We start from the raw sequence: 15031 nt of genomic DNA, 5'->3' as shown, positions 1-15031 counted from the left end.
GCACGATCCGGGGCCGTTCCGCGGCGTCACCGCAGCCGGTCGACGTACCGGTCCGTCCCCGGCACGGTCGGCACGAACGGCGCGACCAGCTCGACCCGCCCGAGACCCGTCTCCGCGACCGCCGCGTCCAGGCCGGTGAAGCATTCCTCCCAGCGACTCCGCGGATCCTCCTGGAGGAACCACAGCAGCGTCAGCCGGGTGTCGACCCCCTCGACCTGCTTCACGTACGTCATCCGGTCGCCGGGCAGGGGCGTCGGCCGGAACACCGTGACCATGGCCGCGGGCGACCCCTTCAGCCGCTTCGGGAGATGGCGCGAGCGCAGCCATTCCAGCAGCTCCGCCCGCTGTTCGGGCCCCTGCGCGTCGACGACCTGGAGGACGAGGCCCGCGTACGGGTGGTCGAGCGCGTGGAAGTCCCGGGGGCCGGCGGCCCCGTCGCGGTAGACGGTGGCCTCGTGGTCCTGGAAGGCCGTGAACACGTGGGTCCGCTCCTGGTAGACCCGGCCGTCCCGGTTCAGCCGCTGGTTGATGGCGACGGTCCACTTCATGTGGTCGTCGTAGCGCCCCTCGGTCACCCAGTACGTCGACAGGTAGCACCCCGCGCCGACCGGCCGGGCCACCGCCGACTCCTCCGGGTACCGCAGCTCCTGGAGGTCCTTGGTGGCCACCCAGCGCCGCCCGGCGAACATCCACGGCATCGCCGTCGCACCCGCGTAGTAGTGGTCGTCCTCGTACCAGCGGTTGTACGCGTACTCATGGCCCGGATGCGGCTCGACCATGGTGATCAGGGCGTGCCCCGGGCGCACCCCGTACGGACCCGCCCCCGCCAGCTCCGCGTACCGCGCGCTCCCCGTACCGCCGCCGCTCCCCGTGCCACCACTCCCCCTGCCGCTGCTCCCCGTACCGCCGCCATCGGCCATCACCCTGCCCGCCTTCCTCTTCCGTTCTCTTCCGCCCTCTTCCATCGGCTCCCGCATCCCCCTACTCTGACGGCCCGTCAGATGAACTGCCAGGGCCGGGAGGCGCCGATGTTGCTCGCGGGGAAGACCGTCATCGTGTCGGGCGTCGGACCGGGGCTCGGGCACCGGGTCGCTTCGAGCGTCGTCCGGGACGGCGGGCGTGCGGTGCTCGGGGCGCGCACGGCGGCGAACCTGGCCAGGTCGGCGGCGGAGATCGACCCCGAGGGCCGGCACACGGCCCACCTGTCGACCGACATCACGGACGAGGCGCGGTGCGAGGCGCTGGCGGCCCTGGCGGTGGAGCGGTTCGGGGGAATCGACGCGGTGGTCCATGTCGCCGCCTGGGACAGCTACTTCGGCGGGCTCCAGGACGCGGACTTCACCACGTGGCAGTCGGTCATCGACGTGAACCTCCTGGGCACGCTGCGGATGACCCGGGCCTGCCTGCCCGCCCTCAAGGAGCGGGGCGGCTCGGTGGTGGTGATCGGTACGCAGTCCGCGGTGGCCGCACCCTCCCAGGTGTGGCAGGCGGCGTACGCGGCGTCCAAGGGGGCGCTCACCTCGGCGATGTACTCGCTCGCCCGGGAGCTGGGCCCGTACCGGATCCGGGTCAACACGGTGCTGCCGGGCTGGATGTGGGGGCCGCCGGTACAGGCGTACGTCCAGCTCACCGCGGGCTCCGAGGGCGTACCGGAGTCCGAGGTGCTGGCCCGGCTCACCGAGCGGATGGCGCTGCCGGAGCTGGCCACGGACGGGGATGTGGCGGACGCGGTCGCCTTCCTGGCCTCCGACCGGGCCCGGGCGATCACCGGCCAGTCACTGCTGGTCAACGCGGGCGAGCTGATGCGCTGACGCACGCGCCACCCAGCGCGCACGGACGCCCCGGACCCCGCCCTCCTCGTCTCCTCGTCTCCTCGCACCCGAGGCGCCCTCCCTCTCGACTTCTCGGCCGCACGGGACCCGCATCCCGTGCGGCCTTCGCGCGTTGCCGCGTACTCCCTGATCTTCTCTGTACAGCCTGACGAAGTGCCCGCCCATCGTGTGGCCGTGGTCACGTTCGCGACAACGCCCCACAAGGTCAAGAACAAGTAAAATCGTTCGCCTTGCTGACCTACGTTCACATCCATGACTGGCCTTCAGTCTTGACCGAGTACCCTCACAGGGGGTTCAATCCCCGAAGTCCCCGCTCCCGCAAGGGGACGCCGCTGAACGGCCGTACCGACGAAGTGCGCTCCCGTTCACAAGGCGGACCCCTGGAGGGGGACATGAACAGTCTCGACTGGGCTGTACTCATCGGCTACTTCGGCGTGATGGTCGCGATCGGGCTCTGGTCGCACAAGCGCGTGGACAACGTCAGCGACTTCTTCACCGCCGGCGGCAAGATGCCGTGGTGGCTGTCGGGCATCTCGCACCACATGTCCGGCTACAGCGCGGTGATGTTCACCGGCTACGCCGGCATCGCGTACCAGTACGGGATCACGTCCTTCGTGACCTGGTCACTGCCCATCGCCATCGGCATCTTCATCGGCGCGAAGCTCTTCGCGCCCCGGCTGAACCGGCTGCGCTCGCGGCTCCACGTCGCCTCGCCGCTGGAGTACCTCAAGAACCGCTACAACATCCAGACCCAGCAGGCGCTCGCCTGGTCGGGGCTGCTGCTGAAGATCGTGGACGTCGGCGCCAAGTGGGCCGCCATCGCGACCCTGTTGTCCGTCTTCACCGGCCTCTCCATCACCGAGGGCATTCTGATCACCGGGGTCGTCACCGGGATCTACTGCACCGTCGGCGGGTTGTGGGCGGACGCCCTCACCGAACTGGGCCAGTTCATCATCCAGTTGTTCGCCGGGCTGGCGATGCTGTTCGCCGTGATGAGCGAGCTCGACGGCTTCGCCACCCTGTGGACGGTCTGGGACGATCTCCCGGAAGGACACGCGGACCCGACCGCCGGCCCGTACACGGTGACGTTCCTGATGGCGTTCCTGTTCATCAAGACGTTCGAGTACAACGGCGGCATGTGGAACCAGGCCCAGCGGTACATGGCGACCGACTCGGCCGCCTCCGCCACCCGGTCCGCACGGCTGTCGGCGATCCTGTGGTTCGTCTGGCCGCTGGTGCTGTTCTTCCCGATGTGGGTCGCCCCGCTGCTGGTCGACGCGCAGAAGCCGGACGCCTCCGACAGCTACGCCCTGATGACCGAACAGCTGCTGCCCCACGGCCTGTTGGGCCTGGTCATCGTCGGCTTCTTCTCCCACACGATGGCCATGTGCTCCTCCGACGCCAACGCCATCGCGGCCGTCTTCACCCGGGACATCGCCCCGACGCTCTCGAAGGCGGCGCGCGGCTGGAACGAGCGTGCCGGGCTGATCGCGGCCCGCTGGACCACCGTGGCCTTCCTCGCGCTGTCGATGGCCATCGCGACGCAGATCAACTCCCCCGCGTTCAAGGACATCATCACCGTCGTGATCAAGTGGGTCGCCGGGCTGATGGGCCCGATCGCGATCCCGTTCATGCTGGGCCTGCTGCGCCCGTTCCGGAAGTCCGGGCCGACGGCGGCGCTGGTCAGCTGGGCCTCGGGCCTGTTCGCCTTCTGGCTGGTCAACTACCCGATCCACTGGGCCGTCGAGGGCGGGGTGCCGCTCCAGTACCAGGTGTCCGTGCCGCTCGCCGTCTCGCTCGTGCTCTACATTTTGATCGGCTACCTGAAGCCGGAGGACACCCCGGAGCGCGACGCGCTGCTGACCCGGATCAACGAGGGGGACGGGGACGACGACGGGGACGGTACGGCGACGGCCGCCGTGATCCCCGCCCAGGACGGAGGCCCGGCCCCCGCCCCTCGGCCGCGCGGGTAGTCGGCCTGCCCCGCCCCTCAGCCGCGCGGGTAGCGGGCCAGCCAGCCCGGGGCGACGGCGGCCGGACTGTGCAGGGCGGGGCCCTGGGTCATCTCCATCGCGAAGTCGTCGGCCAGTTCGAGGAGCGTGGCCCGCCCCTCCAACTCCACGAGCCAGGCCGGCGGCAGCGCGGTCTCGCCGTGCAGCGCCCCGAGCAGCGCCCCGCAGACCGACCCGGTGGCGCGGGAGGGGCCGCTGTGGTTCACCGCGAGCCGCAGCCCGTGCCGGACGTCCTCGCTGACCAGCGCGCAGTACACGGCGACGGCGAGGACCTCCTCGGCGGCATCGCTCGCGCCCAGCGTCTCGATCAGGGCCGGGCCCGGGATGCCCTGCCGCACAGAGCCGAGGGCCTGCCGCAGGGCCTCGGTCACCGGCTCGTGGCCGGGGCGCTCGGCGAGCAGGGCCAGCACGTGCTGCACGGCCCCGTCCAGGCTCTCGCCGCGCGCGAGACCGTGTACGAGTACGGCGAAGGCTCCGGCGGCCAGCTGGGCGGCGGGGTGCCCGTGCGACTGGGCCGCGCACTCGACGGCCAACTGGAGCACGAGCCCCGGCTCCCAGCCCACCAGGAGCCCGAACGGCGCGGACCGGGTGAGGGCGCCCGCGTCCCGGGCGGTGGGGTTCTTCGGCCGGTCGAGGGTGCCCATGACAGGGTCGCCGAAACCGCCCAGGCATTCCCGGGCCGGCTCGCGGCGGGCGTAGAGCCACTCCTCGGCGGCCAGCCAGCCGTTGTCCTCGCGCCGCTCGTCCGGCCCCCAGTCGTGCTGGGTGGCGGCCCAGCGCAGATGGGCCCGGTGCACATCGGTGGGCGGGTGCCAGGCCCCGGTGTCACGGCGGACCTGGGCGCGGATCAGCCCGTCGACGGTGAACAGGGTGAGCTGGGTGAGAGCGGTGACGGCGCCGCGCCTGCCGTGCACGGGGACGTAGTCGACGACCCCCTCGACACCGTGGGCGGCGCGGATCTCCTCCAGCACCAACCCGCTGACCCCGGCCCCGAGCGCGTCCCCGACGGCCCCGCCGAGCAGGGCCCCGCGGACCCGGCTGCGGAAGTCCTGCTGCTCGGCCCGGCCCCAGACCGCCGTGGTCCCTGTGCTCACCCCGCACCCTCCCCGTCACCACGTACGCGCCCGCGCGGGCCTCCGCGGGCGACCGCGCAAGCACTGTAATCGAACGGGAACGGTCGGTAGAGGGGGCCGACCCGGGTACGTACGGGTATGACGACGGACGTCCGGCAGGTCGTTTTTGGGCCGGCGCGGGGATCAGCGGCCGGGGCGCGCCTGGGCCGCCGCGGCCGCCAGCACGGCATCGGCCAGCTCCTCGACCGTGCGTCCGCCGCCCGTGTCGACCCGGGCCAGGCCCTGCGCCTGCACGGCGTCCAGCATCAGCGCCTGAAAGCGGACGGTACGGGCCAGGAACCGGCCCATGAGGTGCCGTTCCGCGTCCGTCGCCTCCTCGTAGCGTCCCGCCGACCGCACCCGGTCCCGTACGACCGTGTCGTCGGCGGTGAGCCATACGGCGGTCGTACGGGGAACCGTCAGCCGGGCGACCCACGCGGGCCAGAGCGCCGAGCCCTCGAGGACCAGGCCGGGAGCCCCGGCCCCCGCACGGTCGGTGATCAGCTCCTCGATGCGCGGCCGGAGCCGTTCGTAGTGGTCGAGGACGGAGGCGAGGAGTTCGTCGGTGGTCAGCGTGCCGTAGTGCTCGGCGACATGCGGCGGCACCTCGTGCTCGGGGGTGCGCCAGGGCCGTCCGGGGTGCCGGGCCAGGCCGTCCGTGGAGCGGTGCTCGAAATTGAGCCGCTCCGCCACCGCCTCGGCGACCGTCGACTTCCCGGTGTTCGAGGTCCCGCCGATCAGCACCACCCGCACATCGCGCATCCTCCGACCCTACGACCCGGCCACCGCCCCCAGCCGCTCCCGCTGGGCCCGCGCCCACGCGTAGTCCGGGTCCAGCTCCAACGCCCGGTCGAGGTCCGCGAGTGCCTCCGGGGTCCGGCCGAGCGCCTCCAGCGCGAGGGCCCTGCTGCCGTGCGCCCAGGCGTAGTCGGGGTCCAGGAGCAGGGCCCGGCCGTAGCAGGCGACGGCCTGCTCGGGCCGCCCCGTCGCCCGGTACACCTCGCCCCGCTCCCCCTCCGTCCCGGCCAGACCGGGGGACAGCTCCTCGGCCCGGTCCAGGTCGGCGAGGGCGCCCACCGGATCGCCCAGGACGGTGCGGACCCGGGCCCGCCGCACCAGCGCCCATGCGTACTCCGGCCACAGCGCGATCGCCCGGTCGAAGTCGTCGAGCGCCTCCTCGTGCCGGCCCAACGCGTGGCGGACCAGGCCCCGGCTGCCCAGCGGCACGGCGTCCGACGGGTCGAGGGCGTGCGCCCGGTCCAGGACGGTCAGGGCCTCCTCCAGCCGGCCCATCCGCCGGTAGGTCTCCCCCCGCTCACGGACCGCCCAGGCCCAGGAGGGCGCGATCTCCTCGGCCCGGTCCAGATCGGCGAGGGCCTCCTCGTAGCGGCCGAGCGAGCGCAGGATCACCGCCCGGCCCTGGTGGGCGCGTTCGCTGCGCGGGTCCACGGCGATCGCCCGCCCGTGGTCGGACAGCGCGGCGTCCAGCTCCCCGACGCGGAAGCGGTGCCAGGCCCGCACCACGAGGGCGGCGGCCCGGTCCGTGTCGGTCAGCTCGGCCCGGGTCAGCAGGAGGCCCAGGGCGGCGGTGGGCCGGGGCCCGTGGTCCGTTATGGCGGCCAGCAGGTCCCGGCCCCAGTCGCGCAGTACGGCGTTGTCGGCGTCCTCGCCCGCCTCCGCGAGGGTCCGGGCCCAGTGGCGGGCGCGGGCCGGCGCCTGCCCGCACAGCTCGATCCCGGCGCGCAGGGCCTCGGGCAGCGCGGTGCGGGGGCGGGCGCAGAGCCGGTGGTAGAGCACGTCCAGGGCCGCCCGGCGCCAGGGCTGTTCGGCCCAGAGGCGTCCCGGGTCGATGCCCTCGGCCGCCGCGTCCCGCCGGGCGGCGAAGGCCTCGGCCAGCCGGTCGTGCGCCGCCTTCCAGCGCCGCGGCGACCCGGTGCGCTGGAGGCGGAGCATCGGAGCCCGGACGACCGCGTGGTAGCGGGAGTGGCCGGAGTGCCGCTCGGCGACGAACGGCAGCTCGTGCAGCCAGTCGTAGAGATCGGGCACGGCGTGCGGCCCGTTCCGCGGGGCGGCCACGGCGACGGCGACCAGGTCCTCGTCGAACCGGCGCGGCAGTGCACAGGCGAGCGCCGCGGCCCGGCGGGCCGGGTCGCTCTCCCCCGCCAGGAAGCGTTCGACGGCGGTGGCGTTCGCCTCTCCGGCCGCCCCGGGGTTGGCGGCGAGCGTGGAGACCAGGACGGGCAGCCCGCCGGAGAGCCGCAGCACCTCCCGTACGACGGACTCCGCCACCACCCCCCGCCCGTGAAGGAGTTGGCGCGACTCGGCCTCCGTGAACGGCCCGAGCGGTACGTCGGCGACCAGCCGGCCCCGGTCGCCCCAGTGGACGGGGTCGAGGCGGCGCTGACCGGCCAGGGTGAGGACGAGGTTGGCGGGCAGGTCGCCGTACCGCCCGGGGGTCAGCAGGTCCGCCAGCCACCGGTCCAGTTGGGGTGCGGTGCGCTCGTAGGTGTCCAGGAAGAGGGCGATCCAGGGCACGGTGTCCGCGACCCGGTCCAGCTCGGCGACGAAGACCGGGGTGAGGACCCGTACCGGTTCCGCCAGCAGCAAGGCCTCCTCCTGCTGCCGGGCCCGGCCCCCGAAGACCGCCCGCAGGCCGCCCGCGCCCCGCGCCACGACCGCCGGGTCGATGCCTCCGGCGAGCGCCCCGACGACGGGTATCGCCCCGGCCGCGATCAGCCCGGCCTGCGCGGCGGCGAGCGCCCCGGGGGAAGGGGCCCCGGCCGGCGTCCCGCTGTCCGCCGCGAGCCGGCCGGCCGCGTCGTGGCGCGCGCGCCGGTAGGTGGCGAGCAGCCGGTCCAGCGCCTTGAGGGGGTACCCCTGCTCGGCGAACTGCGCGGCGACGTCCGCGAGTACGTCCGGCACGGAGTCGGCGCTCTCGTCGACCGACGCGGTCAGCGCTCCGAACTCCCCTGCCACCTCGAGCCATTCCCGTACGAGCGAGGTCTTGCCGACCCCGGCGTTGCCCCGGACATGGAAGACGAACCGGTGCCGGGGGTCCTCGGGCGGCCGCGCGAAATTGGCCCGGTACAGGCCGAGTTCGGTCTCCCGCCCGACGAAGGCGGCGCGGCGCTGACCCTCGATGATCTGCTGGAGGGAGAGGCGGCGGGGGCTCGGCGGATGCATGGGGCCAGTCTGTCAGCGGACCGGGGCGGCCGGGAGTCGCGGCACTCGCCCAGCCCGCACGGACCCTCGCCTGCAACGGTCAAGGCGCCTGCCATGATCGGCACCATGGGCATACAGATCACGTCGGCCGGGATGGCCGACTTCCACCAGGTCCTGGCTGATCATCCCCGCTACTGGGGCGAGCGCGACCTTCGGTCGCTGCACCTTCTGGCGCTGGTGCAGGAGTTCGGTTCAACCTGCCTGGTTGCCCGAGCCGAGGACGGAATCCGTGGGTACGTCTTCGGGTTCGTCACCCCGAACGCCACCGGGTACGTGCATCTGATCGCCACGCGGAACGACGCCCGCGGCACCGGCCTCGGGCGTCGCCTGTACGGGGCGTTCGCCGAGGCAGCGGAACGTCAGGGTGCACGGCAGTTGAAGGCGATCACGTCAATCGAGAACACCGGCTCGATCGCCTTCCACCGCAGCCTCGGCTTCGACACGAAGATCGTCGACGACTACGACGGTCCCGGCCGGACCATGGCCGTCTTCCATCGAGTTCTGCCGCTCGACGCCGCGTGACCCTGACCGGCCCACCGTCATCGAGGTGGCCGACGGCTACCCCGGCCTGATCCCCGTACGCGACAGCAAGGCCCCGCCGGCCCCGTACTCCTCGTCGCCGCTCCCGCGTGGGCGGCCTTCGTGGAGTTCACGGCCGAGCGCTGACCCTCACCGCCGTACACCGCAGGGCCCGCCCCCCAGCCCTCCCGGGGTTGTGGCGCGGGTCCTCGCGCCTACTCAACCGCCCCCTGAGTACCGGCGCTCATGATCCCGCCCCGGCCGCCGCCTAGCGTGGCGCACATGGACACGGAAGCGACCGCAGCAGACACGTCAGCCACGGATTCCTCACCCGCCGACAGCTCGCGGTGGTTCTACGGCTGCGCGATCGCTGTGGTCGCCTTCTTCGTGCTGATCATGCTGGGAGCCGCCGCGGTCGCGGATTTCGAGAAGAGCCTCGACGGCGACGGTCAGATGGAGCAGCCCGGCCTCTCGGGCAGCGTGTCCCAACCGCTCGGCCCCGGCATGACGGCCCGGTACGAGGACGGCCTGTGGGTCACCATCAGCCGCCCCGAGCCCCATGGCGACGGCACCTACAGCCTCACCGTGACCTTCAAGAACGGCACCGACGAGGAACTGCGCCTCAACGGTGACTCGTTTCCCCCGCTCCTCGTCGTCCGGGCCGGCGAATCCGCCGGCGACGACGCCGGCGTCTACAGCCTGACCCGGCTGAACTCGGAGAAGTCCGCCGCCGCCCTCGTCCCGCCCCTCCCCGAGGGCGAGGAGCGCACCGTCCCGATTCGCTTGAAGCCGGCCCGGAAGGGCACCCCGGTCACGGTCGAGGTCACCCCTCCGGACGCCGGCTACCGGGAAACGTCCTACTTCCAAACCACCCTGGGCTGAGCCCCCAGGCCACTCCGGGCCCGAGCCGTCCTCGTCAGTCCCCGACCCGCGCCCCGGCCCAGGCGCGGGCGGCCGTCACGTCCTGCGTGGCCATCGTCGGGCAGCCCCACAGCTGCTCACCGCTGTGCATCGATGCCGCGCGCTCCGCCGGGATGTCCGCCGGCGCCACGAAGGCGAGGCCCCGGCAGTGCGCCGTGAGGCCGGGCCGGATCAGCTTCAAAGTGCGGACGCGGTCGGCGGTGGACCTACCGGATGGCGACGTCACGGGAGTGCGCCCGTCCGGCGGTGCGGGCATCAGGAGGATCGCCGCGAACGGCTCGGCGCGCTCCGTGAGAGCGCGCAGTTCGTCGAGGACGAGCGCTTGCGCCTGGTCCATGGGCAGCCCCGAGGTGTCGATCTCCCGTGGTGCCCGTGCTGCTCCTTGCATGCCCATCAGCCGACGATAACAGCTTTAGCGACCACTGGTCACTAATGAGCCCCCATCCCCCGCTGCGTACGCTTGCCCCGATGAACAGCACCGGAAAGAACGGGCCCGGTCGGCCGCCGCGGCTGAGCCGGGAGCGGATCGCCGAAGCCGCCTTGCAAGGGGACGTGGAGACGCTCACCATGCGGGAGCTCGCGACGAGGCTCGGGGTCTCGCACTCGTCGCTGTACCGGTGGGTGCCCGATCGCGACGGCGTGCTGGATCTCGTCAGCGAGGTCATGGTCGGCCGGGTGCTCCCCGAGGACGAGCCCGACGCCGGGACCTGGCTCGACTGGCTGGAGCGGCTGGCGTGGGCGATGCACGACGAGTTCCTGGCGGTACCCGGATACGCCGCCCATGTGGCCCGCCCGCACCGCCACCACCTCGCGTCCTTCGAGCGGCTGCACGACAAGGCCGTCGCCGCGTTCCGCGCGGGCGGCGCGGACATCCGGCAGGCCGAGCAGAACTGGGCCCTGTTCGGCCTCGGCGTGGTCCGTTGGCTGGCTGCAGCGGGCGACGCCCCGGCCGAGCCGCCGTTCGCCCTCTACCTGGGCACCCTGCTGCGCGGCCTGCCCCGGCACGACGAGGAGTACCGCCCGCATCCATGACCTCAACCACGGCCCGCTGTCAGCGCACGGTGCCGTCCCACTGCCACTCCGCGCGCCGGGGCAGCCCGGGGAGCGCGGCCCGGCCCGTGCACCACAGCAGCGTGTCGGACGGGAGGTGCCCCGAGGGCGCGCCGGGGAAGAGGCGGGCCAGAACGGCGGCGCTGGTGGGGCCGGGCGGGGTCCAGGAGGTGCCCAGGGCGCGGGTGATGTCGTAGGTGTGGAGGGTGAGTTCGGTCATCGCCATGGCGGCGAAGCCGATGGCGTCGGAGTGACCCCAGGGGTGCCAGGCCCGTACATCCGGCGCCGTGTCGCGGATGGTGGAGCCGGCGAGGGCCGAGGCGATACGGAGGCCGTCCAGGCAGTCGGCGACGGGGGCCTCGGGGTCGAGGGAGGCGAAGAGCGTGATGTAGCGGTCGGTGGGGCGGGCGATGAGCAGGCCCGCGTAACCGGTCAGGCCGAGGGCAAGGTGGTCCAGGGTCTGGCGGCAGGTCCAGTCGAGGCCGTGGGCGGGGCGCGACCAGTCCCGCCCGGCCGCCTCCTCCAGGGCGGCCAGGCTGTCGTCGGTGGCGGACGCGAGCAGGTCCGCCCATCGCGGGGCACGAGCCATCGGGTCCGGAGACACCGCCGGGGCCGGAGACACCATCGGGTCCGGAGACACCATCGGGTCCGGAGACACCGCCGGGGGCGGAGCAGGAGATGCGCCGGTCGAACGGGTCACTGTCATGCGCCGGCCGCCCTCTTCGTCAGGACCTCGATGACGCTCGCGTAGCTGTCGGAGCCGTGGCCCGCGTCCCGTGCGCGTTCCATGGTGGCCTTGAGGAGTTCGGGCAGAGCGTTGTCGAGACCCCGCTCCGCCGCGGCGTGCAGGAGGTGATCGATGGTCGCGATCTGTACGTCGACGGTGGCGTCGTCGCCCGGGTAGCGGCCGGCGTCGACCTGGGCGGCGTACGTGGTGAGGAACCCCGTCACGGCGCTCAGCCAGCGGATCGCGACCGGGGTGAAGGCCGTGGCCTCGATCTTCTCCGCGCCGACCAGGGCGGTGCCGTGCAGCCAGCCGGTCATGGTGGACCACATCAGGCCGAGCAGCGCGGCGTCGTAGAGGGAGGCCAGACCCGGCTCGGCGCCCAGGTGCAGGGGGTCGCCCAGGGCCGCCAGGGTCGGGCGGTGGGCTTCGAGGACGGTGCGCGAACCGCTGTAGAGGAACATCATCTCGGGGCTGCCGACCCCCGGCGGAGTGGTCATGATCGCGCCGTCGAGGTAGTCCGCGGAGTGCGATCGGGCCCACTCGGCGGCTTCCTGGGCCTGCTCGGGCGACCCGGAGGTGAGATTGACCAGGGAGGTGCCCGCCAGGTCGCCCGCGACGGGGTCGAGAGTGGCGTGCAGCGCGTCGTAGTCCAGTACGCACACGATGATCAGCGGGCTCGCCGCGACGGCCTCCCCGGGGGTCGCGGCGAGCCGGGCGCCTCGCTCGACCAGCGCCCGCGCCTTGTGCGCCGAACGGTTCCACACGGTGGTCGGGTGGCCCCGCTCCAGCAGGGTGGCGGCCAGCGCCGATCCCATCTGACCCAGCCCGATGACCGTCACGGCCGAACGCTCGGTACCCATGCCTCGACAACTCCCTGTCCGTCTGCCCACGCCTGGGCCGGTTGATCACGTGACCACCACGCTCGCAGCAGGAGAAGGGCGGGAGAAGTGACAGCAGTGACGGCAACCACCAAATTCCTGCCATACGCTGCACCGTATGAGCGCTGGTTCTGTCGCCGTGGTCGTGACCGAGGAAATCCACCTTCCCTCCTGGGACCTCTACGAACTGAGCATCCCCTGCACGGTGTTCGGGAAGCCGCAGCCCGACCTGGCGGATCCCTGGTACGACCTGCGGCTGTGCTCCACGCGTGAGCCCGCTGCGGACGCTCCCGCGAACGGCGCCGGACTCTCCCTGCACACCCGCTACGGCCTCGCCGACCTCGTCGGAGCCGACACCGTCATCGTGCCCTCGGTGCCCGACCCCTGTGTCGACGAGGGCCGGCCGCTGGACCCGGCTCTGATCACGGCCCTGCGCCTCGCCCACGACGCCGGCGCCCGCATGGTCTCCCTGTGCACGGGCGCCTTCGCCCTCGCCGAGGCGGGCATCCTCGACGGCCGGCGCGCCACCGCCCATTGGATGCACACGGCTCAACTGGCCGACCGCTACCCGAAGGTGCGGGTCGACGACTCGGTGCTGTACGTGGACGACGGCTCCGTCCTGACCAGCGCCGGGCTGACCGCCGGACTCGACCTCTGCCTCCACCTCGTACGCCGCGACCTCGGCGCGCACGTGGCCAACCAACTGGCCCGCCGGATGGTGGTGCCCGCCCACCGCCCCGGTGGGCAGGCGCAGTTCATCGACCAGCCCGTGCCCGCCACCGACGACCGGGGCCTGGCGCCCGTGCTGGACTGGGCCCGGGCGCACCTCGACCAGCCGCTGACGGTGGAGGATCTGGCCCAGCGGGCCGCGATGAGCCCGCGCACCCTCTACCGGCGGCTCCAGGCGTCCACCGGGGTGACTCCGTTGCAGTGGCTGCTCAATCAGCGGCTGCGACGGGCCCAGAGCCTGCTGGAGTCGACGGACCTGCCGATCGCCAGGATCGGGGAGCTGAGCGGCCTCGGCACCGCGAACAACCTCCGCCACCACTTCGTCCGACAGATCGGGGTGTCGCCGAGCGACTACCGCCGCGCCTTTCCCCTGGCGTGACGGACGCCCCCCGGCCGGCCCGGCCCGCCCGGGCCGGGACCCGGGCGGGCCGGGACCCGGGCGGGCCGGGCCGGCTTCAGGCCCAGGGGTCGAACGGGATCCCGGCGGGCTTGGAGTTGTTGAGCAGATTGCGGAAGCGGTCGTCCCTGTCGGTGACCTTGATGGTCGCGGACCCGAAGTCGGCGTTCATGAGCTTGTCGCGCAACTCCGTGCTGGGAAAGCCGTTCCAGTCGACGACCGGCGGGTAGCGCCAGTTGCCGTAGTGGTTCTCGGGCGGCTCGTCGTTGCCGTTGGCGAGGCGGAAGAAGTGCGTGCTCGGGCCGTCCTTGTGGTACACGGCCTTGGGGTGCGAGCCGTCGAACCGCACCTGTGAGCGCGGGTAGGTCTTCACCGTGCTGTGCTGCGTCGTCGAGACGTAATCCACTTGGTCGGAGCCTTGGTTGACCCAGGAGATCACGTGTTCGAAGTCGTGCCGGTGCCCGCCGAGCCCGCTGCCGTGGACGGCCTGGTCCTTCTCGAAATAGCTCGCATAGACGATGCCGCACCAGCCGTTGTTGCACTTCGAGCGGGCGTACGTCTGGGAGTTGTCCAGGTCCCTCTGGTCCCGGCAACTGCCGTTGATCGCTCCGGTCGTCTTCAGCCCGGGCGCGAGGGTGCCGTCCGGGCCGATGGCGGGGGTGGCGTAGCAGCCGTCGCCGTCGTAGTCGAAGGCGGGTGAGAACGCCTGTTCGTAACCGCCCGCGTTCTGAGGAAGGTTGCCCGGCGGGTCGGCGTGGGCCGTGGAGGCGGTGACCAGCACGAGGAGGCCTGCGGCGGCGAGGACGGTGGCGGTGCGGGCGGTGCGCTTGCGGGCTGTACCGGTACCGGCGGCGAAGACGTTGCGGACGGGAAGCGGAATGCTCGCACCCAGGGGGTCGGCGCTGCGGTTCCCGGCGGGCGTTGCGGGCATCGGCGGAGTTCGCATGATTTCTCGCTCCTGACTCATCTGGCTCATCAGCACGTGGCGACAGGGGTCGACTCCCGCAAGAGTTGCCCTGGTCATGACAGAAAGAAACGGAAGGCCGCCTCCCACCTGCCCGCCGACACTCAGCCGCCGCCCACCCAGCAAACGATCAAGAAGCGAAGATAACGTGGGGAGCAGGCAGCCCCAGGGCGGAAGAAGAATCGACGTACGGCTTCACGGAGGACCTATGGCTTGGGACGAGTGGGAGCAGGCGAAGGCAAGGGCGCAGCAGGACGCGGCCATGCGGCTGAACCAGGTCGCCCCCGAACGCAGCGGTGGCGGCGGCGGTGACGGAAACCTGGTCGTGCACGACAACGTGCTCGGCGCGCTCGGCAACGCGGCCTACAGCCTGCGGCAGCACTTCTCCACCGCGTCCGACCACGCCCGGCAGACCACCTTCGACGCGTCCATCCAGCTGTTCAACGACGGGCTGGACATGGGCTCGGCCCTCACCGAACTCCACGACGCCTGGAACACGAAGGCGGGAACGCTCAAGGAGGCGTGCGCGCACATCTCCAACCATCTCGACTACTCCCGCGCCGAGCACGCGAAGGACTCGGTCAAGATCGCGACGGACCTGCGCACGGTCGGCGGGGACGAGCTGTCCGTGTCGCGCATCAACGACTACTACAAGTAGCGGCTACTCC

15 protein-coding genes are annotated in these 15031 nt (G+C 72.5%); 7 read left to right on the top strand and 8 right to left on the bottom strand.

Annotation, left to right across the window (positions count from 1 at the left end; all coding sequences use genetic code 11):
* Positions 1-26: 26 nt before the first annotated feature.
* The gene (locus N7925_RS20980) at positions 27-920 is read right to left on the bottom strand and encodes a hypothetical protein (protein WP_265601052.1); all 894 of its coding nucleotides are present in this window, start codon (positions 918-920) and stop codon (positions 27-29) included.
* 108 nt (positions 921-1028) lie between these two features.
* On the opposite strand from N7925_RS20980, the gene N7925_RS20975 reads away from it, so the two are divergent.
* Both N7925_RS20975 and N7925_RS20970 read left to right on the top strand, forming a co-directional pair.
* Entirely contained in the window at positions 1029-1811 is a 783-nt protein-coding gene (locus N7925_RS20975; RefSeq protein WP_274346514.1) for an SDR family oxidoreductase, read from the top strand.
* Positions 1812-2224: 413 nt separating this feature from the next.
* The gene (locus tag N7925_RS20970; RefSeq protein ID WP_265601050.1) at positions 2225-3805 is read left to right on the top strand and encodes a sodium:solute symporter family protein; all 1581 of its coding nucleotides are present in this window, start codon (positions 2225-2227) and stop codon (positions 3803-3805) included.
* A gap of 17 nt (positions 3806-3822) precedes the next feature.
* Here the strand turns inward: N7925_RS20970 and N7925_RS20965 are convergent, their stop codons facing one another.
* The 3 genes from N7925_RS20965 to N7925_RS20955 form a co-directional block, all read right to left on the bottom strand.
* Positions 3823-4938 carry an ADP-ribosylglycohydrolase family protein gene (locus N7925_RS20965; RefSeq protein ID WP_274344775.1) on the bottom strand — a complete coding sequence of 372 codons (1116 nt, stop codon included), beginning with the start codon at positions 4936-4938 and terminating at the stop codon, positions 3823-3825.
* 162 nt (positions 4939-5100) lie between these two features.
* Complete coding sequence (locus N7925_RS20960; protein WP_274344774.1) at positions 5101-5718, bottom strand: hypothetical protein; 618 nt, start codon at positions 5716-5718, stop codon at positions 5101-5103.
* 9 nt (positions 5719-5727) lie between these two features.
* The gene (locus N7925_RS20955) at positions 5728-8139 is read right to left on the bottom strand and encodes a tetratricopeptide repeat protein (RefSeq protein ID WP_274344773.1); all 2412 of its coding nucleotides are present in this window, start codon (positions 8137-8139) and stop codon (positions 5728-5730) included.
* A gap of 93 nt (positions 8140-8232) precedes the next feature.
* Here N7925_RS20955 and N7925_RS20950 point away from each other — a divergent pair, with 93 nt between their 5' ends.
* Both N7925_RS20950 and N7925_RS20945 read left to right on the top strand, forming a co-directional pair.
* Entirely contained in the window at positions 8233-8700 is a 468-nt protein-coding gene (locus tag N7925_RS20950) for a GNAT family N-acetyltransferase (RefSeq protein WP_265601046.1), read from the top strand.
* A gap of 279 nt (positions 8701-8979) precedes the next feature.
* Entirely contained in the window at positions 8980-9579 is a 600-nt protein-coding gene (locus N7925_RS20945) for a hypothetical protein (RefSeq protein ID WP_274344772.1), read from the top strand.
* A 34-nt stretch (positions 9580-9613) separates the two neighbouring features.
* On the opposite strand, the gene N7925_RS20940 is transcribed toward N7925_RS20945, so the two are convergent.
* Positions 9614-10012, bottom strand: a complete 399-nt coding sequence (locus N7925_RS20940) for a hypothetical protein (RefSeq protein WP_265601044.1) — start codon at positions 10010-10012, stop codon at positions 9614-9616.
* A gap of 74 nt (positions 10013-10086) precedes the next feature.
* On the opposite strand from N7925_RS20940, the gene N7925_RS20935 reads away from it, so the two are divergent.
* Positions 10087-10650, top strand: a complete 564-nt coding sequence (locus tag N7925_RS20935) for a TetR/AcrR family transcriptional regulator (protein WP_265601043.1) — start codon at positions 10087-10089, stop codon at positions 10648-10650.
* 19 nt (positions 10651-10669) lie between these two features.
* Here N7925_RS20935 and N7925_RS20930 read toward each other — a convergent pair whose 3' ends face one another.
* Both N7925_RS20930 and N7925_RS20925 read right to left on the bottom strand, forming a co-directional pair.
* A complete protein-coding gene (locus N7925_RS20930) occupies positions 10670-11257 on the bottom strand; it encodes a maleylpyruvate isomerase N-terminal domain-containing protein (protein WP_265601042.1) in 588 nt (195 codons plus the stop codon).
* A gap of 113 nt (positions 11258-11370) precedes the next feature.
* A complete protein-coding gene (locus N7925_RS20925; protein WP_265601041.1) occupies positions 11371-12255 on the bottom strand; it encodes an NAD(P)-dependent oxidoreductase in 885 nt (294 codons plus the stop codon).
* A 157-nt stretch (positions 12256-12412) separates the two neighbouring features.
* Between N7925_RS20925 and N7925_RS20920 the strand changes: the two genes are divergently transcribed.
* Positions 12413-13381: a GlxA family transcriptional regulator gene (locus N7925_RS20920; protein ID WP_416222997.1), complete on the top strand. Its 969-nt coding sequence runs from the start codon at positions 12413-12415 to the stop codon at positions 13379-13381.
* 76 nt (positions 13382-13457) lie between these two features.
* Here the strand turns inward: N7925_RS20920 and N7925_RS20915 are convergent, their stop codons facing one another.
* Positions 13458-14345 carry an NPP1 family protein gene (locus tag N7925_RS20915; RefSeq protein ID WP_274344771.1) on the bottom strand — a complete coding sequence of 296 codons (888 nt, stop codon included), beginning with the start codon at positions 14343-14345 and terminating at the stop codon, positions 13458-13460.
* 226 nt (positions 14346-14571) lie between these two features.
* Between N7925_RS20915 and N7925_RS20910 the strand changes: the two genes are divergently transcribed.
* The gene (locus N7925_RS20910) at positions 14572-15021 is read left to right on the top strand and encodes a hypothetical protein (protein WP_274344770.1); all 450 of its coding nucleotides are present in this window, start codon (positions 14572-14574) and stop codon (positions 15019-15021) included.
* The last annotated feature ends 10 nt before the right edge of the window (positions 15022-15031 follow it).

It is taken from the genome of Streptomyces sp. CA-278952 (assembly GCF_028747205.1).
Classification (GTDB): domain Bacteria; phylum Actinomycetota; class Actinomycetes; order Streptomycetales; family Streptomycetaceae; genus Streptomyces.
Note: the sequence above shows the minus strand (reverse complement) of the source record. Positions and strands in the feature narration are given on the sequence as shown.